This is a genomic window from Pseudomonas sp. Gutcm_11s, from assembly GCF_028649395.1.
Taxonomy (GTDB): domain Bacteria; phylum Pseudomonadota; class Gammaproteobacteria; order Pseudomonadales; family Pseudomonadaceae; genus Aquipseudomonas.
This window is the reverse complement of sequence record NZ_JAQSUW010000003.1, coordinates 24,555-45,617: the sequence shown is the minus strand read 5'-3', so window position 1 is coordinate 45,617 and position 21,063 is coordinate 24,555. Positions and strand designations below refer to the sequence as shown.

Sequence of the window (21,063 nt, the reverse complement as noted above, 5' to 3'; positions counted from 1 at the left end):
CGACCATGAGCCAGCGCCTCGACTACTTCAAACTCTCGCCGCAGATTTCCGGCAAGTACGTGGAGTTCAACAATCTGCTGGGGCAGAAGCCGCACCTGGCCGAGATCGCCCACCTGGTTACCCTGCGTGCCTCGCAGATCAACGGATGCGCCTTCTGCGTGGACATGCACGTGAAGGAGGCGAAGATCGCCGGCGAACGCGAGCTGCGCCTGCACCATGTCGCCGTGTGGCGCGAGTCGCAGCTGTTCTCGCCACGCGAGCGTGCCGCGCTGGAGTGGACCGAGGCACTGACCTCGCTGTCGCCGCGCGGCGTGTCCGACGACATCTATGCGGCGGTGCGCGAGCAGTTCTCGGAAGCGGAGCTGTCCGACCTGTCCTTCCTGGTCGTCGCCATCAACGGCTGGAACCGCCTGAATGTCGCCTTCCAGGCCGTGCCGGGCTCCTTCGATAAGCTGTTCGGCCTGGACAAGGCCAACCTCAGCTGAGAGGGCTCACAGCGCCTGGCGAATCAGCTCGCCGAGGTGCTGTGCCTGTTCCGGCGACGTGCAGTTGGTGAAACTCAGCAGCAGCGCCGAATCACGGCGCGACGAGGCCCACCAGCGCGACAGCGCCTGTACCGCCATGCCATGCGCCAGGAGGTGATCGGCCAGCGGGCGGTCGCTGGCGTCGCCCGGCAGGCGCAGCACCAGGTTCATGCCGCCCGGCGACTGTTCCACTTTCAAGCAGCCGGCCAGGCCACGCTCGAGGGCGGCGATGGTCTCGGTGCGGCGCTCGCCGTACAGGCGGCGCATGCGCTGGATGTGCCGGGTGAAATGCCCCTCGGCGATGAAGTCGGCGACCAGCGCCTGGGTCATGCGCGGCGTGGCGGCGGCGAACAGCGCGCGGCCGATCTGCTCGAAGCGCGCCACCTGGGCCTGCGGCACCACCAGGTAGGCCAGGCGGATGCCGGGAAACAGCACCTTGCTGAAGGTGCCGGCGTAGAACACTCGGCCATGCCGATCCAGGCTGGCCAGCGCCGGCAGCGGGCGGCTGCTGTAGCGGTACTCGCCGTCATAGTCGTCCTCCACCACCCAGGCGCCGCTGCTGCTGGCCCAGTCCAGCAGGGCCTGCCGACGTGGCAGCGAGAGGGTCATGGACAGCGGGCTCTGGTGCGCCGGGGTGACTACCGCCACGCGTGCATCGGCGGCCAGGGCGATGCCCTGTTCCACCTTCAGGCCTTGCTCATCCACCTCGACCGGCACCGGCTCCAGGCCGAACTGGCGCAGGATCTGCCGCGCCGGCGGGTAGCCCGGGTCCTCCACCCAGGCGCGCTGGCCGGCGCCGAGCACGGCATGGGCGACGAACGCCAGGCTGGCCGGCCAGCCGCTGGTGACGAACACCTGATGAGCGCCGCAGTCGATGCCCCGCGAGACCTGCAGGTAGGAGGCGATGGCGCTGCGCAAGGCGGGCAGGCCGTGGGCCGGCGGGTAGTCCAGGTCGTCCGCCTGCATGCCGCGCAGGTAGCGTGCTCCGAGGCGCGCCCAGATCTTGCGCGGGAAGGCGTCCAGCGCCGGCACGCCCATCTGGAACGGCAGTAGCTGGCCCGGGCGCCACAGGCTGTCCGGCGCATCTTCGGCAGCCGGCGCCGGGCTCGGCGCCGGTTTCATGGGGGCGGCCTGCGCCTGCAGGTGCGGGTTGACCACGGTACCGGCCTGGCCGCGCGCCAGCAGGTAGCCCTCGCTGGTCAGCAGCGAATAGGCCAGCTCGATGGTGCCACGGGCCACGCCCAGCTCCTTGGCCAGGGCGCGCGCCGAGGGCAGGCGGTCACCGGGGCCCAGGCTGCCGGCGGCAATCGCGCCGCGCACGCGCTCGTAGAGCTGGCGATAGAGCGGGGCGCTATCCTGTTCGGCGAGCGGGGCGAAGCGGTAGTCGGTCATGGCCTAGTCGATATGTGCGTTCTTGGATCAATGCATTGTGGCATCGGCGCTCTAGGATGACGCCATGACCTACTCATCCCACCATCATCTGCCCAGCGTGCTGGACCTGGCCGACCCGGCGCTACGCCCGCTCGACGGGCCCGGCGACCTGCGCGCCGCCTACCCGGTGATGCGCGAGCTGCGCCCGCACCTGTCCGGCGAGGGCGAGTTCGTTGCCGCGGTCGAGCGCATGCGCGGCGAGGGCTATCGCCTGGTCGGCGCCTTCGACGGCGCCGTGCTGGTGGCCCTGGCCGGCTATCGTCTGCAACACAACTTCGTCTACGGCCGCTTCCTCTACGTCGATGACCTGGTCACCGCCGAGGCCCAGCGCGGCGGCCAGTGGGGCGCACGGTTGCTGCGCGCGCTGGAGCGGGTAGCCCGCGCCGAGGGCTGCGCGCGGCTGGTGCTGGATACCGCACTGGCCAATGCGCTCGCGCAGCGCTTCTATTTCCGTGAAGGCCTGCTGACCGGAGCGCTGCGCTTCCAGAAGCTGCTCGATACGCCTTGAACCTCTTCCCGCACACTTCGGAACGCCTGCCATGACCTCGACCAGCCCTGACACCAGCCCCCTGCGCGTGCTGCGCCTGATCGGCAGCCCACGCGGCGCCGACTCCGAGAGCCTGCGCCTGTCGCAGCAGGTGCTCGAGGGCCTGGCGCTGCAGGCCGGTGGCCGTGCCATCGAGCTGACCGATCTGGACCTGAACACGCTGCCGCACGTCGATAGCGACTACGCCATGGCGCTGGCCTCGCCGGTGGACCTGCCCGATCCGGGGCCGGCGCAGCTGCGTTCCCACCAGCTGATTCGCCAGCTCGATGCGGCCGACGTGCTGCTGATCGCTACGCCGATGCACAACTACACCGTGCCCTCGGCGCTCAAGGTGTGGATCGACCATATCGTGCGGGTACGCGTGACCTTCACGCCGTCGCCGCAGGGCAAGGTCGGTGTGCTGCGCGACCGGCCGGTGTATGTGGCCATCTCTTCGGGTGGGCTGATCAGCGGCGAGCAGGCGCGCCAGCCGGACTTCCTGTGCCCCTATCTGCAGGCGGCGCTGGGCACGGTCGGCCTGCAGGCGCTGCAGTTCTTCACCGTCGAAGGCACGGCGCGTGGCGAGACGGCGCTTGCCGAGGCGCGCGAGCTGGGCGAGGCGGCGGTACGGGCCTTTTTCACCGCGCGCTAAAACGCCCTCAACTTCCGCCGCGCTCCATGGTCACTGCTTCGGGTGTGATCAATAAAAGGGGCGAGGCGATGCTGATTTCTCTACTGGCGGTGCTGTTCTTCTCGATCGTCGGCTGGCTGTGCCTGGAGGCCATCGGCTCCTGAGGCCTAGCGGCTGGAGAGGAAGGTCACCAGTTGCCGCGCATGCGGCGACAACGCCTCCCAGCTGTGGATGCACAGGCGCAGCTCGCGGCTGGCCCAGGCATCCTCCAGTGCCACCAGGCTGACCGGCAGCTCCAGTGCCAGGCGTGAGGCGGCTGCTTCCGGCAGCAGGGCGATGCCGACGCGCTGCGCCACCAGCTGGGCGATGGCGTCGAAGCTCGGCGCGCGCACGCGTACCTGCAACGGCATCGCGTACTTGGTCGCCATCTCCTCGGTGAAGCGCTGCATGGCGCGCTCGGCCGGCAGGCAGACGAAGGGGTAGCCGAGAGCATCGCGCAGCTGGGTGACCTGGCGGTTGGCCAGTGGATGGTCGCGCGGCACCAGCATCACCAGCTTGTCGTCGCGGAACGGCAGCGACAGCAGGCCGCCGGTGGGCAGGTTGCCGTCGTACACGCCGATCTCGCAGTCGCCGGACTGCACGGCGTGCAGCACCTCCACGCTCTTCTGCTCGATCAGCTGCAGGTCCACCTCCGGGTAGTCGGCCAGGAAGGGGCCGAGCGTGGCCGGCAGGAAGGTGCTGTTGGCCACCGTGGTGGCGGACAGGCGCAGGGTGATGCGGCGTTGGCCGCTCAGCTCCTTTAAGGCCTCCTTCAACTGCTCCGCCTCGCTGAGCACGCTGCGCGCGCGCTCCAGCACCAGGCGCCCGGCCGGGGTCGGGCTCATGCCGGCGGCGGTGCGGGTGAACAGGCTCAGCCCACAGCGCTCTTCGAACAGACGCAGGCGGGTGCTAGCGGCGGACACGGCCACCGGGATGCTCGCTGCGGCCTTGCTCAGGCTGCCGCTGCTGGCGATAGCGGCCAGCAGGCGAAGGTCGGCCAGGTCGAAGTGCATGGGTGTTCTCCTTTAGCGAAGGCTTCCTTCGGAAAAATGCGATTCTAGCCAATCACTATTCGCCTCAGAATAAAGCCTTTGCTGCCGTTGCGGACTGCCATGAACACCTCCCTGTACCAGCGTTGCCTCGCCGATGGCCGCCTGTTCGCCGTGATGTCGGCGGCCGGCTTCAGCCTCAAGGCCATCTTCGTCAAGCTCGCCTACGCCGCCGGGCCGGTGGACGCGGTCAGCCTGCTGGCCATGCGCATGGTGCTGGCCTTGCCGCTGTTCCTCTGGCTGCTGTGGCTCAGCCGCGCCCAAGGCGGCGCGCCGATGGGCATGTCCGGCGTGCTGCGCGTGCTGGTGCTGGGCATGCTCGGCTACTACCTCTCCAGCCTGTTCGACTTCTACGGCCTGGAGTACATCAGCGCCGGGCTGGAGCGGCTGATCCTGTTCACCTATCCGACCCTGGTCCTGCTGCTGCAGGCCGTGGCTCTGCGCGAGCGGCCGAGCCGGCGCACGCTGCTGGCGATGGGCATCTGCTATGTCGGCCTGGGCATCGCCTTCGTGCATGACATCGGCGTGGCCGATGCCGGCGACCAGGTGCTGCTGGGCGCCGCCTGGGTGTTCGCCAGCGCGGTGACCTACGCCCTCTACTACTTCGGCACCGGAGTGCTGGTGCAGCGCATCGGCTCCATGCGCCTGGCCGGCTTGGCCGGCACGGCCTCGTCGTTCATGGTGCTGGCGCACTTCGCGGTGAGTGGCGGCTCGTTCGCGCAACTGGCCAGCCTGCCGAGCGAGGTCTGGCTGTACGCCGCGCTGATGGCGCTGTGCTCCACGGTGCTGCCGGTCTACTGGATGGCCCTGGCCGTGCAGCGCCTGGGGCCGACGCAGACCGCGGCCATCGGCAACCTCGGCCCGGTGTTGACCATCTTCGCGTCGTGGGCGCTGCTCAGTGAGGCCATCTCGGTCTACCAACTGGCGGGCCTGGCGCTGGTGATGTTCGGTATCTCGCGGCTCAAGCCGGCGGCGGCCAAGGCCGAGCCGAGCGATGCGAAGAGAGCCTGCCGGCTGCCGTTCGGCAACCTGCTGGCGCCCATGCTCAACCGCTCGGCGAGGCGTGAGCGGCGTAGCGACTAGCCACCCAGCAGTTGGCGCAGGGCGCTGGGGGCCAGGCCGGTCCAGCGCTTGAACGAGCGGCGGAAGTTGGTGGCGTCGTGGAAGCGCAGGTGGCTGGCCACCTCGTCGTTGCTGTAGCCCTTGATCTGGTAGAGGTACAGCGACACCAGCAGGCGCACGCGGTCGTGCTGCTCCTGGTAGCTGGTGCCGTGCTTGTGCAGCTTGCGCTTGAGGGTGGTCGGGCTCATGCCCAGCGCCGCCGCAGCGTGCTCCAGGTTCGGTGCCTGGCGCACGTTGCGCAGCAACCAGCGTTGCAGGGTATCGAGCAGGCTGGCGCGGGTGCCGTGCAGCTCAAGCTGCTGGCGCGCCTGCTGACAGGCCACCTGGGCGGTGCTCTGCACGGTCTGCGGCCAGGCGCGGGTCAGGTGCTCGCGCGGCAGGCGCAGCAGATCGTAGGGTTGATCGAAGCGCAGGTTTTCGCCGAGGTGCACCCAGTACTGTTCGATGTGCCGGGGCTGGGCGTGGCGGAAGTGGAACTGCCAGGGTAGTGCCTCGCCGCTCAGGCGTCGGCTCATGGCCACCACCGCAGTCATCTGCGCCTCCAGCAGGAAGCGCTGCTGCGCGCCGGCGCCGCAGCTGTCCAGCCAGTACAGGTAGGCGTGCTGCTCGTCCAGCAGCAGGCGCGGGCTGAGCAGCGGCGAGAGCAGGGCGCGCAGCTCGCCGAGCAGCTCCAGCGCCTGCTGCAGGTTGTTGGCCAGTGCCAGCGCCTGGCTGGCGGCGCCGTGGTGGCCGGGCAGCAGGCGCTGGCCGAAGAGGAAGCTGGTGTCGTCGGCGTCGAGCAGGCGCTGGGCGTTGTCGATCAGGCTGAGAAACTGCACCGGGCTGATCCGCGTGTCGGCCTTGGGCACGTCCTCGAGGAACAGACCGGTGCCGCGCAACAGGCGATGGCTGTCGATACCGCGCGACAGGCACAGCTCGATCAGGCTGGCCGGCTGCTGGTGCGCGGCGATGCAGCGGCTGTCGTTCTCGTACCAGGGGCAGTGCAGGGGCATGGTCAGGCGCTCAGGGCCAGCGGTTGCTTGGCCTTGGCCAGCGCCAGGTTGAGGCGCTGCAGCAGGCTCTCGGCACTCTCCTGCATGGCCATCACCTGGGCCACGCTGGCGCGCAGCTGGATGCGCTCGCCATGCTGGCGCGAGCGATGGGCCAGGTGGCGCACGGCCTCGGCCAGTTCTGCGGCGATCTGCGCCGCCACGGTTTCCCCGGTGTTGGGCAGCAGGGCGACGAAGCGGTCGCCGGCCAGGCGGCACAGCAGGTCCTGCTGGCGCAGGTTGAGCAGCAGCAGTTGCGGCACGGCCTGCAGCACGCGGTCGCCCTCGGCATGGCCGTAGCGCTGGTTGATCGCGTCGAAGCCATCGAGGTCGATCATCACCAGCGACAGCGGCTGCTGCTCGCGCACGCTTTCCTGCAGGCCCAGCTCCAGCTGGCGGCGCAGGTAGTCGGCGGCGCCCAGCGGGGTCAGCTTGTCGAACAGGCGGTGCTCGCGGAACAGCCGCTCGCGCTTCTCCATCTGCGCGCTGATGGCGCGTTGTTCGAGGTGCCAGTGATACAGGCCGAGGGTCAGTAGCAGTAGGCCGATCGGCATCGGCACCGACTCCATCCAGTGGTCCCAGGTGATCACGTCGGGGATGGCGATGAACTCGTCCAGGCAGTCCACCCACCAGGAGAAGAACACCAGGCCCAGGCCCAGGGCCAGCAGGTTGGTGACCCGCCCGGCCGGGCGGCTGTTCAGCAGCAGGCCGAGCCAGACCAGGCAGAGCAGGGCGGAGCCGCCCTCGCCGAGGATGTCCAGCCACACCCAGTCGCCCAGCGGCTTGATGTCGCCGGCGCCCAGGTGCAGCAGCAGCGCGACGTTGGCGGCCAGCAACAGGCCGGCGAGTTTCAGGCGGTGCAGGCCGAGCAGCGAAGGCATGGTGGTTCCCCGAATGTGCGTTCGGGCGCCAGCAGAGCAGAGCCATATGACCGAATGGTTGCAACGGGGGAGGTCGAATCGGCCCAGAGTGGCTGCCGGATTTTTTGCACATTCGCCCGCGGCGCCCATGGCCATCGGGCCCGAACGATCGCGAGGAGGTCATTGCAGACCGGCGTTCGGGGTCAAATCGGCCCAGAACGGCGGCGAAAACCCGGCAAAACCCCCGGTTCGCCAGGGTCTGTCACAGAAGCGTCACAGGCCGCTCCCAGCATGCCCCCCAGATCGCCGGACTTGCCCCGGCGCAACGCTCATCTGGGGAGAGAGCAGCATGTACAAACGCCAACTCAACGCTCGCCGCGCCGGCTTCCGCATCAGCGTGCTGGCCCTGGCCATCGCCACCACGCCGCTGTGGGCGGCCGAAGACAATGCCACCGAGCACGTCGATGTGATCGGCCAGGCCGCCGCCGTCGACCAGGCGCTCAAGGAGCAGCGCCGTTCCGACAGCGTGCAGAGCACCGTGCATGCCGACGGCGTGGCCCAGCTGCCCGACCAGAACGTCGCCGAAGCCACCCAGCGCCTGCCCGGCGTGAGCGTCGAGCGCGACCAGGGCGAAGGCCGCTTCGTCAGCGTGCGTGGCCTGGGTCCGGACCTCAACAGCGTCAGCGTCAACGGCACCCTGATCCCGTCGCCGGAGGCGGACCGCCGCGCGGTAGCCCTCGACGTATTGCCGTCCGAGCTGGTGCAGTCGCTGTCGGTGGTCAAGACCCTGACCCCGGACATGGACGCCAACTCCCTCGGCGGTACCATCGAGGTGGAGAGCCTCTCGGCCTTCGACCACAAGGGCCTGTTCTATACCGGCAGCACCGAGGCCAGCTACGACGACAACACCGAGCAGACCAGCCCGAAATTCTCCGGCGCCATCAGCGACCGCTTCAGCCTCGGCGACGGCGTCGACAACTTCGGCGTGGCCGCCGCCTTCAGCTGGCAGCAGCGCGACTTCGGCTCGGACAACGTCGAGAGCGGCGGTGACTGGGACTTCGAGGACGGCGCCCGGCTCGAGCAGTTCGAGCAGCGCGACTACGACATCCGCCGCGAACGCAGCGGCCTGGGCCTGAACTTCGACTACCGCCCCGACGACTTCAGCAGCTACTACCTGCGCACCCTGTACAGCCGCTACAAGGACAGCGAGACCCGCAACGCCGCCGGCGTCGAGTTCGCCGACGCGCAGCTGCCCGGCGAGAGCGGCGATGCCGAGGGCTGGCGCGAGCTGAAGGACCGCGAGGAAACCCAGGAGATCCAGTCCTACGTGTTCGGCGGCGAGCAGATGATCGGCCAGTGGACCCTCGGCGGCCAGGTCGGCTACAGCCAGTCCAGCGAAGACACGCCCGGCCATATCGGCGGCGCCGTGTTCGAGGGCAACGACGACTTCGCGGACGTCGGTTTCTACGACACCGAGAAACCGCGCCTGAGCGTTGGCGACGACTTCTACGACCCGGCCAACTTCACCCTCAACGAAGTGGAGTGGGCGGAGGAGAACACCGAGGACACCGAGAAGAACATCAAGCTCGACGCCGCCCGCGACTACGAGCTGGCCGGCTACGCCGCGCAGGTCAAGTTCGGCGGCAAGCTCAGCCGCCGCGACAAGGACAACGACACCGACATCTGGACCTACGAGGACCTCGACAACTTCTTCACCGACGAGCAGCTGAGCATGGACCAGTTCAGCAAAGGCTCGGTCGACTACAACTTGGGCCGCTTCGGGCCGGGCCTGTCGGCCGACCGTATCGAGGCACTGCTCGGCGGCCTGGATCGCGGCGAGTTCTTCAACGAGGAAGAGTCGCGGGTCAACGACTACAAGATGAGCGAAGACATCGACGCGGCCTACCTGATGCACACCGTCGACATCGACGACCTGCGCATCATCGCCGGCATGCGCTACGAGGAAACCAGCTTCGAGGCCAAGGGCACCGGCATCCGCGACGGCGACTACGAGAGCATCGAGGCGAAGAACGACTACCACCACTGGCTGCCGGGCCTACACGCCCGCTACCAGCTGGACAAGGACACCCAGGTACGCGCCGCCATCACCAACACGGTGGTGCGCCCGACCTTCGGCCAGCTGGCGCCGGGCTTCGTCATCGACGGCGACGAGGCCAGCTTCGGCAACCCGACGCTGGACCCGCTGGAGTCGCGCAACTTCGACCTCGGCATCGAGCACTACCTGGGCCGCGCTGGCGTGGTGTCCGCCTTCGTGTTCTACAAGGACATCGAGAACTTCGTGTACAACGCCGACCTCGCCGGCACTGGCGACTGGGCCGCCTTCTCCGAGGCCAACACCTTCGCCAACGGCGACAACGCCGAGCTGTGGGGCCTGGAACTGGCCTACTCGCAGAAGTTCGACTGGTTGCCGGCACCCTGGAACGGCCTGCTGCTCGGCGCCAACGCCACCTTCAGCCGCTCCGACGCCAGCATCAGCGGCTTCGATACCGACAGCGGCAGCTACCTCGAGCGCGACATCGACATGCCGTTCCAGTCCGACACCGTCGGCAACCTGATGCTCGGCTGGGAGAACGACAAGCTCAGCCTGCGCCTGTCGGCCAACTACAAGTCAGACTATCTCTACGAGGTCGCCGGCATCAACGACGAGGCCCACGACCTGCACGTGGACGACCAGGTGTTCGTCGACTTCAGCGCCGGCTACTTCCTGACCAAGGAACTGCAGCTCAAGTTCGAGGCGCAGAACATCACCGACGAGAGCTACTACGTCTACACCGGGCGCAGTGCCTACAACGCCCAGTACGAGGAATACGGCCCGACGTACAAGCTCGGCCTGACCTTCACCCACTTCTAAAAGACTCCACCGGCGCGCTCCCTCGCGGGGCGGGCGCGCCTGCGCACACGCTCAAGGAATACCCATGCATCCGTCGTTTTCCCTTTCCCTGTTGTTCGCCGGCCTGCTCCTGGCCGGTTGCGACCAGGTGCCGTCACTGGCCTCCGCTGCCGCTCCGAGCCTGGTCCTCAGCCCCTGGGGTGCCTCCAGCCAGATCAAGGCTGAGGACCTGCGCTTCGCCGGTGAACAGCGCCTGGCCGCCAGCGAGAAGCGCGGGCTGCTGCTGCTCGATGCCCAGGGCGCCGAACTGGCACGCCTGCCCGGCAACTTCAGCGGGCTGGATAGCCGCAGCCTCGGCGAGCAGCTGCTGGTCGCCAGCCTAGACGCCGCCAACCAGCGCCCGACCCTGGCGCTGCTCGACCCGACCGCGCGCCAGTGGGGCCGCACCCTGGCCCTGCCGGCGCGTGACTACGCGGTGACCGGCCTGTGCCTGTACCGCGACGAGGCGGCCAACCTCTATCTGTTCCTGGTCGGCGAGGAGGGCCGTGGCGAGCAGTGGCTGGTCGGCTCTGGCAGCGAGCTGAGCAGCGAGGCCCTGCGCGTGCGCGGCCTGCCGCTGCCGCCGCAGGCCGAGTTCTGCCAGGTCGACGATGCCGCCAACCAGTTGCTGGTCAACGAAGAGAACGTCGGCCTGTGGGCCTACCCGGCGCACCCGGAGGCCGAAGCCAGCCGCGTGGCGGTGGACATGGTCAAGCCGTTCGGCGGCCTGGAGCAGGGCGTCGGCGCCATGGCTGCCGTGCCGGGCGGCGTGCTGGCACTGGATGTCGGTGCCCGTCGCCTGCATCTGTACCAGCGCCAGGGCGAAGCCTGGCAGGCGACCGGCAGCGTCGCCCTGCAGGGCATGGAAGAGCCGGAGCGCCTGGCTGTGCGCGAAGGTAGCAACGGTCTCGAACTGCTGCTGCAGGACGACGGCAGCGGGAGCTTCTACGAGGGCGAACTGGCCTGGAAACCGCAACCGGTGGCTGTGCCCGAGGCGCTGGTGAATGTCACCGCGCAGCGCCAGAGCGAGCCGGTCGGCCGCCACGGCGACGCCGCCGACGATCCGGCGATCTGGGTCGACTCGGTCAACCCGGCGCGTTCGCGCGTGCTCGGCACCAACAAGAAACAGGGCCTGCTGGTCTACGACCTGGACGGCAAGTTGCTGCAGGACCTGCCGGTGGGTCGCCTGAACAACGTCGACCTGCGCCCCAACTTCAGTCTCGGCGGTGAGCGCGTCGACCTGGCCGTGGCCAGTGATCGCGACCGCAACAGCATCGCCGTGTTCGCCATCGACCGCGCCAGCGGCGAGCTGCGCGCGGCTGGCGAGGTACGCACGCCGCTCAAGGAGATCTACGGCATCTGCCTGTTCCAGCCGGCCAGCGGCGAGCTGTACGCCTTCGCCAACGGCAAGGACGGCAGCTTCCTGCAGTACCGCCTGAGCGATAACGGCGGCGAGGTCAGCGGCGAGCTGGTGCGGCGCTTCGCCGTGCCGAGCCAGCCCGAGGGCTGCGTGGCTGATGACCAGCGCCAGCGCCTGTTCCTTGGCGAGGAAGACACCGGTGTGTGGGCGGTGGACGCCCGCGCCGACGGCCCCACCGAGCTGCACGAGGTGATGAAGGTCGGCGGCGCGCTGCACGCCGATGTCGAGGGCCTGGGCCTGTACCAGTCCGAGGCGCGCGACTACCTGGTGGTGTCCAGCCAGGGCAACGACAGCTACCTGGTGCTCGACGCCGAGCCGCCATTCGCTCTGCGCGGCGCCTTCCGCGTCGGCGCCAACGGCGCGCTGGGCATCGACGGCGCCTCCGAGACCGACGGCCTGGAAGTGACCTCGGCCAACCTCGGTGGGCCCTGGAGCCAGGGCATGTTGGTGGTGCAGGACGGGCGCAAGCGCATGCCCGAGGCCACGCAGAACTTCAAGTTCGTGCCCTGGAGCGAGGTCGCCCGCGCCCTCGGCCTGGAATAGCCCTGTCATCAACCGGTAACCGCGAAGTAATCGAATAGCACTCAACCCCCTCTCCCTCGGGAGAGGGCTGGGGTGAGGGACCGGTCGCCGGATTCCTCGCCATGCAAAGGAGCCACACCATGCACGCCACCCTCGAACAGATGACCGTCTGGAGCCTGGTCAGCGACGCCAGCCTGCTGGTCAAGCTGGTCATGCTGACCCTGCTCGCCGCCTCGCTGGCCAGCTGGTACCTGATCGTCCAGCGCAGCCTGCTGCTGGGCCGCAGCGAGCGCCTGGCGCGGGACTTCCTGCGCCGCTTCCGCGAGACCGGCGACCTCGCCACCCTGTACCGCGAAGGCGCCGAACGCAGCGATGCCGATGCCGCGCTGGAGCAGCTGTTCCGCGCCGGCTACGGCGAATACGCGCAGCTGCGCCGCGAGCCCGGCGTGGAACGCGAGACACTGATCGACGGCGTCGAACGCAGCCTGCTGGTGGCCATCTCCGAGCAGGAGGAACGCCTGGAGAAGGGCCTGCCGCTGCTCGCCACCATCGGCTCGGTCAGCCCCTACATCGGCCTGTTCGGCACCGTGTGGGGGATCATGAATTCCTTCATCGGCCTGTCCCAGGTGCAGCAGGCCACCCTGTCCACCGTCGCGCCGGGCATCGCCGAGGCGCTGATCGCCACCGCCATCGGCCTGTTCGCCGCCATCCCCGCGGTGATCGCCTACAACCGCTTCTCCGCCCGCGTCGCCGCCCTGAGCACCCGCCTGTACGCCTTCGGCAACGAGTTGCAGGGCCGCCTGCAACGGCGCCTGCCCAGTGCTACCGGCGTGGCCCAGGCGGCCTGAGGAGAGGCGAGATGCGCAAGCCGCAGTGCAAGCACGGCCCCAAGGCCGAGATGAATGTGGTGCCCTACATCGACGTGATGCTGGTGCTGCTGGTGATCTTCATGGTCACCGCGCCCATGCTCACCCAAGGCGTGAAGATCGAGCTGCCCAAGGTCGCCGCCGAGGCGCTGCCGACCGATAGCCAGCAGCAGGTGCTGACCCTCTCGGTGCAGGCCGATGGCGGCTACTACTGGAACCTCGGTAGCGAGCTGGACACCGAGCACAAGACCGACAGCGCGGTGAACCTGGAGGAGATGACCAGCAAGGTCGGCGCGCTGATCGCCGAGCGCGGCGACACCCAGGTGTACATCCGCGCCGACGGCCACGCCGACTACGCCACGGTGGTAGCCGGCATGGCCGCGCTGCAGCAGGGCGGGGTGAGCAACCTCGGCCTGATCACCGAGGCGCCGCAGTGAGCGCGCTGGTCATGCAGGCCACCGCGCCGCTGGCGCTCGCCGCTCCCTCCAGCCGCTGGCTGCGCAGCTTCCTCGCCGCTGGCGTGGCGGTGGGCCTGCACGCCCTGGTGCTCGGCCTGCTGCTGACCCACTGGCAGGCCGACACGCCGCCGGCGCCGCAGGTACGCACCCTGACCACGCGCCTGGTGACCCTGGCCCCGCCGGCACCGCCGCAGCCCGAGGCGCTGGTGCCGCCAGTAGCGCTCCCCGAACCCGAGCCGGCCAAGCCGGTGGAGGCGCCCAAACCCGATCCGCGCATCGCGCAGCAGAAGCTGGAGCAGGCCGCCCTGGCGCGCAAACGCGTCGAGGAACAGCGCGAGCGTCAGCAGCGCGAGCAGGTCGAGCGCCAGCGCATCGAACGCGAACGCCGCGAGGCCGACGAACTGGCCCGCCAGCAGGCGCAGCAGCGTCAGGCCGAAGCCCAGGCCCGCGCCGACGCCGAAGCTGCCGAGCGCGCCCGCCAGGCCGAGGCCGCAGCGGCCGCCAGCCGCCAGTACCTGCCCATCGCCAAGGAGGCGCCGGACTACCCCGAGCGCGCCCTGGACAAAGGCATCGAGGGCGACTGCACGGTGACCTACCGGGTCAGCCCGCAGGGCCGCGTCGAAGACCCGCAGACCCTCGGCGACTGCCACCCGCTGTTCGTTCGCCCATCCCTGGCCGCCGCCAGGACCTTCCGCTACCAGCCACGCGTGGTCGATGGCCGCGCGGTGGCGGTGGACGGCGTGAAGAACACCTTCCACTACCGCATCGAATAACCAGAGAAGCCCTGATGAACCCTGAACACCAGCAGTTCCACCAGCGCCTGGAAGCGCACGACGATATCGCCATCAACCCCAGCGCCAACCCGCCGCTGGATGCGCTGGTCGACGGTAGCCGGCGCAACGTGCTCAAGGGCGGCCTGACCCTGGCCGCGCTGGGCTTCTTCGGCGGCGGCCTGGCTGCCTGCTCCAAGGCCTCGGCCAGTTCGCTGCTGAGCTTCAAGGGCGTGCCGGTGCAGCTCGATCCGCAGTTCGACAGCGTGCTGGTGGCCGAGGGCTACCGGGCCGTGCCGTTCTTCTCCTGGGGCGACCCGGTGGAGGCCGGAGCACCGGCCTGGAACCCGGACGCCAGCGACGACTGGCAGGCCCAGCTCAAGCAGGCCGGCGACAACCACGACGGCATGGACTTCTTCGCCTTCCCCGGCGAGACCGACCGCGGCCTGCTGGTGATGAACCACGAGTACATCAACCCGCCGCTGCACCCGTCCGGCAAGATCGACCAGTCCAAGCCGCGCCCGCTCGCCGAGGTGCGCAAGGAGCAGGCCGCCCACGGCGTCTCGGTGATCGAGGTGAAGCAGGGTGCCGATGGCCAGTGGCAGCGCGTGATGGATTCCGCCTACAACCGCCGCATCAGCATGCTCACGCCCATGCGCATCGCCGGCCCGCTGGCCGCCCACGAGCAGATGAAGACCGCCAGCGACCCGAGCGGCCTCACCGTGCTCGGCACCCTGAACAACTGCGCCACCGGCGTCACGCCGTGGGGCACCTTCCTCACCTGCGAGGAGAACTGGCCCAACTACTTCATCAACCGCGACAAGGCCGACTTCGAGGCACGCGTGTCGCACAAGCGCTACGGCCTGGCGAAGGAGGGCACCAGCAAGAACTACGCGTGGGAGACCGCCGACGCGCGCTTCGACGCCACGCCCTACGCCGACCAGCCCCACGGCGGCCACGTCAATGAGCCACACCGCTTCGGCTGGGTGGTCGAGATCGACCCCTTCGACCCCAAAGCGCAGCCGATCAAGCGCACCGCCTTCGGCCGCTTCAGCCGCGAATGCGCGGCGCTGAGCCTGGGCAAAGATGGGCGCATGGCCTTCTACTCCGGCGACGATGCCAAGGGCGAGTACGTCTACAAGTTCGTCCCCGCCGGCCGCTTCGATGCCGCCAATCCCGAGGCCAATCGTGACCTGCTCGACGAGGGCACCCTGTACGCCGCGCGCTTCGATGCCGACGGCAGCGGCCAGTGGCTGGCCCTGGTGCACGGGCAGAACGGCCTGAGCGCCGAGAACGGCTTCGCCAACCAGGCAGAAGTACTGCTCAACGCCCGCGCTGCAGCCGACCGCGCCGGCGCCACACCGATGGACCGCCCCGAGTGGGCCGCCGTGCATCCCTCCACCGGCGAGGTCTACGTGACCCTGACGAACAACGACGGGCGTGGCGAAAAACAACCCACCGACAAGGCCAACCCGCGCCCGCACAACCTGCACGGGCAGATCCTGCGCTTCAACGAAAAGGGCGCCGACCCGACCGCCACCGCCTTCACCTGGGAACTGTTCCTCCTCGCCGGCGAAGCCCGCGGCAGCAAGGACAAGGACGGCAAGCCGGTAGCGGCCAACCTCACCGGCACCATCAACGGCGACCTGTTCTCCTCACCGGACGGCCTGGCCTTCGACGCGGCAGGGCGTCTGTGGATCCAGACGGACTACGACGACATCGAACCGGTGATGGCCGGCATGGGCTGCAACCAACTGCTCTGCGCCGACCCCAGCACCCGCGAGGTCCGCCGCTTCCTGGTCGGCCCACGCGGCTGCGAGATCACCGGCCTGGCCTGGAGCCCGGACGGCAAGGCCATGTGGGCCAACATCCAGCACCCAGCCATCAGCTTCCCGGCCAGCGACGGCAAGACTCGGCCGCGCTCGACCACGCTGCTGATTACGCGGGTGGATGGTGGGGTGATTGGGGCGTAAGGAGGCGAAAAACTACCGTAGAGCTTGAGCTGCTCGTGGGCGGCCCGATTGAGCGTGGCGACCGGCTTTGATCCGTTTGCTAGGTTGATGGGCCGCGTTTCAATCTACGTTCAGCAGCTGCGCGCATTTCGGGCCAGGCTTCTTTGCTTCTTACTGCATCGGCATAGCCTTGGTTTGCCGATGCTTCAAGCATTTGCTCTGCTAGCTCCAGCGCTGCGGCATTACCGAGAGAGAGAACCCTTGTGTGGTACTCAATGAAAAGCATGTATTGAGCCTCGGCATCACCTTCCTTTGCTGCAATCTCCCACTCAGCCACTTCACGTTGATGGCGCTCTGCATTCAGCTGCTCGTAGGGGCGAATGCCAATTTTCTTTAATGAAAATGTATCGATGAGGGAAAGAATAGTCGCGCCGAATATTTTCTCGATCTCATCTGCTGGCATGCTCAGCATATATGGAGTATCTAGCCTGGCTCCATCAAACTCTCTTGCACGAATATCTTTGGTTTCGGCAGCTGCAACTGTGTATAGGATTATTTCATTCGCATCTTCATCGAAGTGGATCAGAATGTCTCGCTTTCCGTGCTTGGACATTGTGTGGCTCTCCTATGAGACCTATCGATTAAGCTAATGGGCCGGCTTTAGTCGTGCCCGAGTGCATGAAGCGAGCGGCTTGAACCAATTGTTATTCTTTGCACTGGCTTGCTCTCCACTGGCGGTATGCGTGAATTATTGCGTCTCGCCGCTCTCGGTGGCTGCCAACAAGATTTGCATTCTTAAGTTTTCGGATTAGCTCTCTGTACATATAGCCTGATCGGAAAAAGTAGGGCCTTAGCTCTACAAAGCACAACGCGGACTCAACCGAAAACGGATCCCCATCTTTGATCTTTTGTAACGCCTCAGTGTAGTTGCAGGGGAAAGATAAGTTTTCATACCTGGCATGAAACTCCCGGCAAGCTAGTTCCCACTCCCGTCTTTTCAATGGGCTCAAATCACGAACCTTGAAGGTTTCTTTGATGCGTGAATGAAGGCGACGAATAGTCTCCGCATTCTCTTCAATTTCACGTTTCATTCGAGTTTGGTTCATGGTGCACGACGATTAAGCTAGCGGACGTCCCAAAGCGCAGCTTTTGGGCGTCCAGCGAACGAAGTGAGCGACAGTTGAGCGCATTGTTAGGTTTCACCTGCACAGATTTTCTTTTACGAGGGTTGCTCCAATTTCTTGGGCTGACCATTGGCGAGTTATCCAAATGGTGAGTGCCACCCCAGACGTATGCCACCAAGTGTTATTGCCCATGCGGTGAGCTGCATTGTAGTTGCTCGCGATTTTCCATGCAGCCCGCTCTCCTGGTGTCGTACGCATGGGATTGCCGAATAAAAATTTGCTAGCAACTTTCCAGGGATTGGTTACCTCAACTTCAGCAGGTAAGGCCTCATTGCATTGAGTCCAGGCTAGGTTTATGGCCTCTTGGCTGTAGCTGTTCGGGGCTGCTGGTGTGGGGCGGCCGTCAACTCGGGCTATGCCGACTACATAAACTACGCCCGGAAATGCTGCGGCTAGTAAAAAGGCCAATAGCAGCATTGAGATTATAAGCCGGCGCAAGAGAAGCATGAGTGACACCTAACGTTTGGTTAAGGAGCCGGCTTTAGCCGGTCCCAAGTGAGCGAAGCGAACGACTTGAACCATTTGTTAGATTAAGTCTTGATTGGGGTGGTCATTCACAGGCTGGGTCATTTTCAAAAAATATTTCCTTTTCCGTGCGCTTGCGAAAGTTGATAGGCTCTTTTTTGTTTCCGTTAACTTTAGTCATATACATGCGGCAAGAGTATACATTCGCCGAGATATTTAGCTCATAACTCTCTTTGGCGATAGGTATAAAAGTCGAGGTGAGATCACATCTCTGATATGGGTAAAGCAACACGAGTGCCGTGGTAAACTCTCTGTCTGCGGGAATTATTATTGATGCACTATCATTTTGCGAAATTGTATTGCCCCAGAATTTGCTTCCCCATAATGTAGTGATTTCTCGGGTCGGTATGAGGATCGTCCCTCTACAGTCCCGTGAGTCCTTGTAGGTGTAGACATCTACTTGGGTATCTGTGTGGTTGGAGATTTTTAGTTTCGCCGTGCCTCCATCTGTTGGTGCTTGATAAAGGCCGCGGGAACAGCCGGCTAATAGCGTTAATGTAACAGCTATAATGGTGGGAATTATTTTGATCATTATTTCAGAGGGCGCTCATTCTTGGGGGATTTCTTTGGTGGGTGTGATTTTTGGCATCTAACGATTAAGCTAGCGGACAGACAAAAGCGTAGCTTTTGGCTGTCCAGCAAACGAAGTGAGCGACAGGTGAGCGCATTGTTAGAGGCCTACTCACTGATTGGGTCGAAGTAAAGGCCAAAGCCTTGCTCCAAAAATTCTGTGACCTCAGCGACGCTCTGCTTATTTGGAAGAATTACGTCTTGCAACTGAAGCGCTGCATTATGACCATTTGCGTTATGAATTACGCTCTCGACCTTTAGCAGTGGATCAAAGCTAGAGTTCGTCGGAAATTTAGATTCATTCGGCGCTGTGTAGAATGAAATTGTTTCGCCAGCTCTAGGCAGTGCAGTGACTTCAATTTTTCCTGTTATCACTCCCTCGGAAGATGGGGGAGATGATGTGAAGATTGAAAAATCTATGTCAATACGCATGAGCTAGATAGGCCTCTAACGATTAAGCTAACGGACGTCCAATAGCGTAGCTATTGGACGTCCAGCGAACGAAGTGAGCGACAGTTGAGCACCTTGTTAGGCGAATGCACGGTTTCACCTGGAAACCTCTGCCAATTTGCCCTGCGCATCAAAGCGTAAGCCTAAACGCCCTATCCAAGTAAACCCTTCTTTTTCGAAAGGCTCCTCATCGGGCCAGAGCATTGCTGCAGTAATGACTTCAGCTGGTGAAGAGGAGTTACTGGCGACTAATGGCAGTATTGCCATTGTTTGTTTAAGTGCTTGTGAATCCTCCTCGCAGGCCTGCATTGCATATGTGTGTGTGATGCCAAAGTCAATGGTGTTATAGGCCCACCAAGCGTTTGTGGCCAGTAGCGTTATTGAAAGGACAATGTTTGCTATTGTTTGCTTTCGCATGATTATTATGACCGCCTAACGTTTGGTTAAGGGGCGGGCTTTAGCCCGTCCCAGTGAGCGAAGCGAGCGGTTTGAATCAGTTGTTAGGGAGTTACGCCAAGTAGTGGTTGGAACTTTAAAAAGCTCTTGTCGTAACCTGGCTCCCATGGAAATTTCCCTTCGCGGTCAGGCCATACCATTTGCATTGCCGGATATGGGCTAGGCATTGATGCGTAGTACCAATTGGCGTACCCAAGATATTCTTCATAGTGCTCTATACCTACGGGTACAAATACCACTGATAGCCCCTCAGTGAAATCAGTGTATTCCTTGTAAGGTTCTATTTTTTCATTAGCTCCTGCGATCTTAATTGCCGCAATGTTTAGAAGCTTATGAGCAATATTGGCGGGTAGACCAATTACAATTAATTCTGGATGGCTCTGCTTTTGAAAATGACCAATCGTAAAAGCATATTCCGGAGAGCCGCTTTCTGCGGAAATGTGTACGTTATGCCAGCCTAGCTCTTCTATTTCTTTTAGTAGTTGCACATCGTATTTGCTTGCTGGAGTTGGAGCGGTAAAGCTCTCCATCGGCTTGGTCATAAAGGGCTCTGCTGCTCCCTTGGCAAAGGTAATGCCTGAAGCTATTAGTACGAGGATTAATGTGTATGCGCGCAGCATGTGCTTCCCTAACGTTTGGTTAAGGGCCGGCTTTAGCCGGTCCCAGTGAGCGAAGCGAGCGATTTGATCCAGTTGTTAGGCTTACTGCTCAACCATGATGGGAATAGGTTCGGCTTTTAGGTTGTACTGATTAATTATTGATACGGCCTCGGCTTTACTTAGAGCGCTGAGCTGCAAATTTTTTATTGTTTCTTCTGGCGAGTACATTGAGCGGAGCAGCAGGGTTCGATATACATCCATTCTCTCTTCTGGGCTTGTGCAGCGCGCTGCGCAGAATGCTGTGTAAACTCTAGCCATTTCCTCCCAGATAATAAGATTGCTTTCTGGGTTTAGATCTCTCTTGTACAGATCAACTGCTTGCTCGTAGCTAATTCCATCGATTGGCTCAAATACATTTGTAGTGGCTTTTATTCTTGGCAGCAGCTCAGGAGGTAGGCTGGTGTGAACATGTTCGTTAAGACTTACTTCGTTCGGGTCAATGGTTACGATTTCAGCGACCGCAGTATTGACTGTGGCTAATAACGCCAAAAGAGCAACAATTTGGTACTTCATGATTCCCTCTAGGGCCTAACGATTAAGCTAAGGGGCCGGCTTTAGCCGGTCCCAGTGAGCGAAGCGAACGACTTGAGCCAATTGTTAGATGATGACTCAAGCTTCACCAACCACGCAGTGGTTGTGCTTGGGAAGGTTCGATGTACGCTCCTGCATGTACCGTACAAGCCAACCGATTTCTGTTGAAGACATTATTGCCTCAATACCTATCGGTTGATTTTTATTCATTAGGTTGAATGATGTGCAAAGATTATTGATTTTCTCAAGAGCTAGATTTGCCGTTTCTAATGATGGTAAATCATTAAATTTCTTGAATGATTTTTCTAGGGATTCTACTGACTGCTCTAGATTAGTTAATGCTTTCTCAGTGTCGGGTGAGGAGGAATTGGATGCGACAGCTTTTAAAGTGTCGAGGTTTCTATGAAGATCCTTTTCTCCGGACTGCCATGCGCTGTAGGTTTCTGCAATTGTTTTGATTTCTGATCCAGAAGCAATTGCAATCGATGGCATCATAAGGCTTAGGAAAATTGTGTTTAGGGCTTTGAGCATTTCATTCTCGTCTAACGATTAAGCTAAGGGGCGGCGGAACGCCGTCCCAGCGAACGAAGTGAGCGCTTT

Annotated in this window: 19 protein-coding genes; 10 read left to right on the top strand and 9 right to left on the bottom strand. The window is 63.9% G+C overall.

The features are described 5' to 3' along the window. The first annotated feature begins 5 nt into the window (after positions 1-5). Positions 6-485 carry a carboxymuconolactone decarboxylase family protein gene (locus PTT45_RS00710; RefSeq protein WP_273810958.1) on the top strand — a complete coding sequence of 160 codons (480 nt, stop codon included), beginning with the start codon at positions 6-8 and terminating at the stop codon, positions 483-485. 6 nt (positions 486-491) lie between these two features. Here the strand turns inward: PTT45_RS00710 and pdxR are convergent, their stop codons facing one another. Further along, positions 492-1,916, bottom strand: coding sequence for a MocR-like pyridoxine biosynthesis transcription factor PdxR (gene pdxR / locus PTT45_RS00705; protein WP_273810956.1), 1,425 nt, complete (start codon positions 1,914-1,916; stop codon positions 492-494). A gap of 64 nt (positions 1,917-1,980) precedes the next feature. Between pdxR and PTT45_RS00700 the strand changes: the two genes are divergently transcribed. Continuing rightward, a complete protein-coding gene (locus tag PTT45_RS00700; RefSeq protein ID WP_273810955.1) occupies positions 1,981-2,463 on the top strand; it encodes a GNAT family N-acetyltransferase in 483 nt (160 codons plus the stop codon). A 31-nt stretch (positions 2,464-2,494) separates the two neighbouring features. Then, positions 2,495-3,133: an FMN-dependent NADH-azoreductase gene (locus PTT45_RS00695; protein ID WP_273810952.1), complete on the top strand. Its 639-nt coding sequence runs from the start codon at positions 2,495-2,497 to the stop codon at positions 3,131-3,133. A gap of 146 nt (positions 3,134-3,279) precedes the next feature. On the opposite strand, the gene PTT45_RS00690 is transcribed toward PTT45_RS00695, so the two are convergent. Next, positions 3,280-4,164: a LysR family transcriptional regulator gene (locus PTT45_RS00690; RefSeq protein WP_273810951.1), complete on the bottom strand. Its 885-nt coding sequence runs from the start codon at positions 4,162-4,164 to the stop codon at positions 3,280-3,282. 99 nt (positions 4,165-4,263) lie between these two features. On the opposite strand from PTT45_RS00690, the gene PTT45_RS00685 reads away from it, so the two are divergent. After that, on the top strand, positions 4,264-5,283 hold the full coding sequence (locus tag PTT45_RS00685) for a DMT family transporter (protein WP_273810950.1): 1,020 nt from the start codon (positions 4,264-4,266) through the stop codon (positions 5,281-5,283). On the opposite strand, the gene PTT45_RS00680 is transcribed toward PTT45_RS00685, so the two are convergent. Together PTT45_RS00680 and PTT45_RS00675 are read right to left on the bottom strand one after the other, a co-directional pair. Beyond that, positions 5,280-6,314, bottom strand: a complete 1,035-nt coding sequence (locus PTT45_RS00680; RefSeq protein ID WP_273810949.1) for an AraC family transcriptional regulator — start codon at positions 6,312-6,314, stop codon at positions 5,280-5,282. The genes PTT45_RS00685 and PTT45_RS00680 overlap by 4 nt on opposite strands. 2 nt (positions 6,315-6,316) lie before the next feature. After that, the gene (locus PTT45_RS00675) at positions 6,317-7,231 is read right to left on the bottom strand and encodes a GGDEF domain-containing protein (protein WP_273810948.1); all 915 of its coding nucleotides are present in this window, start codon (positions 7,229-7,231) and stop codon (positions 6,317-6,319) included. A gap of 328 nt (positions 7,232-7,559) precedes the next feature. Between PTT45_RS00675 and PTT45_RS00670 the strand changes: the two genes are divergently transcribed. From PTT45_RS00670 to PTT45_RS00645, 6 genes are all read left to right on the top strand, one after another. After that, complete coding sequence (locus PTT45_RS00670; RefSeq protein ID WP_273810947.1) at positions 7,560-10,082, top strand: TonB-dependent receptor; 2,523 nt, start codon at positions 7,560-7,562, stop codon at positions 10,080-10,082. 64 nt (positions 10,083-10,146) lie between these two features. Beyond that, positions 10,147-12,063, top strand: coding sequence for a phytase (locus PTT45_RS00665; RefSeq protein WP_273810946.1), 1,917 nt, complete (start codon positions 10,147-10,149; stop codon positions 12,061-12,063). Between the two features lie 119 nt (positions 12,064-12,182). Continuing rightward, positions 12,183-12,890, top strand: coding sequence for a protein TolQ (gene tolQ / locus PTT45_RS00660; RefSeq protein ID WP_273810945.1), 708 nt, complete (start codon positions 12,183-12,185; stop codon positions 12,888-12,890). Positions 12,891-12,901: 11 nt separating this feature from the next. Continuing rightward, positions 12,902-13,345: a protein TolR gene (tolR, locus tag PTT45_RS00655; RefSeq protein ID WP_273810944.1), complete on the top strand. Its 444-nt coding sequence runs from the start codon at positions 12,902-12,904 to the stop codon at positions 13,343-13,345. Further along, positions 13,342-14,139, top strand: a complete 798-nt coding sequence (locus tag PTT45_RS00650; protein ID WP_273810943.1) for an energy transducer TonB — start codon at positions 13,342-13,344, stop codon at positions 14,137-14,139. The genes tolR and PTT45_RS00650 overlap by 4 nt, the downstream gene beginning before the upstream one ends. Positions 14,140-14,153: 14 nt before the next feature. Beyond that, complete coding sequence (locus PTT45_RS00645) at positions 14,154-16,109, top strand: PhoX family protein (protein ID WP_273810942.1); 1,956 nt, start codon at positions 14,154-14,156, stop codon at positions 16,107-16,109. Between the two features lie 79 nt (positions 16,110-16,188). Here PTT45_RS00645 and PTT45_RS00640 read toward each other — a convergent pair whose 3' ends face one another. The 5 genes from PTT45_RS00640 to PTT45_RS00620 form a co-directional block, all read right to left on the bottom strand. Next, positions 16,189-16,701 (bottom strand): hypothetical protein, encoded by a 513-nt coding sequence (locus PTT45_RS00640; protein ID WP_273810941.1) that lies wholly within the window; start codon positions 16,699-16,701, stop codon positions 16,189-16,191. Between the two features lie 2,212 nt (positions 16,702-18,913). Then, positions 18,914-19,234 carry a hypothetical protein gene (locus PTT45_RS00635; RefSeq protein WP_273810940.1) on the bottom strand — a complete coding sequence of 107 codons (321 nt, stop codon included), beginning with the start codon at positions 19,232-19,234 and terminating at the stop codon, positions 18,914-18,916. 83 nt (positions 19,235-19,317) lie between these two features. Next, entirely contained in the window at positions 19,318-19,893 is a 576-nt protein-coding gene (locus tag PTT45_RS00630; RefSeq protein WP_273810939.1) for a DUF4262 domain-containing protein, read from the bottom strand. An 81-nt stretch (positions 19,894-19,974) separates the two neighbouring features. Next, on the bottom strand, positions 19,975-20,445 hold the full coding sequence (locus PTT45_RS00625; RefSeq protein ID WP_273810937.1) for a hypothetical protein: 471 nt from the start codon (positions 20,443-20,445) through the stop codon (positions 19,975-19,977). Between the two features lie 96 nt (positions 20,446-20,541). Then, complete coding sequence (locus PTT45_RS00620; RefSeq protein WP_273810936.1) at positions 20,542-20,994, bottom strand: hypothetical protein; 453 nt, start codon at positions 20,992-20,994, stop codon at positions 20,542-20,544. Between the last annotated feature and the right edge of the window lie 69 nt (positions 20,995-21,063).

Excerpts from the sequence above, each read along its gene's own strand:
- PTT45_RS00685 (WP_273810950.1), top strand. The coding sequence starts at position 4,264 with ATGAACACCTCCCTGTACCAGCGTTGCCTCGCCGATGGCCGCCTGTTC.
- PTT45_RS00645 (WP_273810942.1), top strand. The coding sequence starts at position 14,154 with ATGAACCCTGAACACCAGCAGTTCCACCAGCGCCTGGAAGCGCACGAC.
- PTT45_RS00700 (WP_273810955.1), top strand. The coding sequence starts at position 1,981 with ATGACCTACTCATCCCACCATCATCTGCCCAGCGTGCTGGACCTGGCC.
- PTT45_RS00625 (WP_273810937.1), bottom strand. The coding sequence starts at position 20,445 with ATGAAGTACCAAATTGTTGCTCTTTTGGCGTTATTAGCCACAGTCAAT.
- PTT45_RS00680 (WP_273810949.1), bottom strand. The coding sequence starts at position 6,314 with ATGCCCCTGCACTGCCCCTGGTACGAGAACGACAGCCGCTGCATCGCC.
- PTT45_RS00710 (WP_273810958.1), top strand. The coding sequence starts at position 6 with ATGAGCCAGCGCCTCGACTACTTCAAACTCTCGCCGCAGATTTCCGGC.
- PTT45_RS00640 (WP_273810941.1), bottom strand. The coding sequence starts at position 16,701 with ATGTCCAAGCACGGAAAGCGAGACATTCTGATCCACTTCGATGAAGAT.
- tolR (WP_273810944.1), top strand. The coding sequence starts at position 12,902 with ATGCGCAAGCCGCAGTGCAAGCACGGCCCCAAGGCCGAGATGAATGTG.
- PTT45_RS00695 (WP_273810952.1), top strand. The coding sequence starts at position 2,495 with ATGACCTCGACCAGCCCTGACACCAGCCCCCTGCGCGTGCTGCGCCTG.
- PTT45_RS00690 (WP_273810951.1), bottom strand. The coding sequence starts at position 4,164 with ATGCACTTCGACCTGGCCGACCTTCGCCTGCTGGCCGCTATCGCCAGC.
- pdxR (WP_273810956.1), bottom strand. The coding sequence starts at position 1,916 with ATGACCGACTACCGCTTCGCCCCGCTCGCCGAACAGGATAGCGCCCCG.
- PTT45_RS00665 (WP_273810946.1), top strand. The coding sequence starts at position 10,147 with ATGCATCCGTCGTTTTCCCTTTCCCTGTTGTTCGCCGGCCTGCTCCTG.
- PTT45_RS00675 (WP_273810948.1), bottom strand. The coding sequence starts at position 7,231 with ATGCCTTCGCTGCTCGGCCTGCACCGCCTGAAACTCGCCGGCCTGTTG.
- tolQ (WP_273810945.1), top strand. The coding sequence starts at position 12,183 with ATGCACGCCACCCTCGAACAGATGACCGTCTGGAGCCTGGTCAGCGAC.
- PTT45_RS00635 (WP_273810940.1), bottom strand. The coding sequence starts at position 19,234 with ATGCGAAAGCAAACAATAGCAAACATTGTCCTTTCAATAACGCTACTG.
- PTT45_RS00620 (WP_273810936.1), bottom strand. The coding sequence starts at position 20,994 with ATGCTCAAAGCCCTAAACACAATTTTCCTAAGCCTTATGATGCCATCG.
- PTT45_RS00670 (WP_273810947.1), top strand. The coding sequence starts at position 7,560 with ATGTACAAACGCCAACTCAACGCTCGCCGCGCCGGCTTCCGCATCAGC.
- PTT45_RS00630 (WP_273810939.1), bottom strand. The coding sequence starts at position 19,893 with ATGCTGCGCGCATACACATTAATCCTCGTACTAATAGCTTCAGGCATT.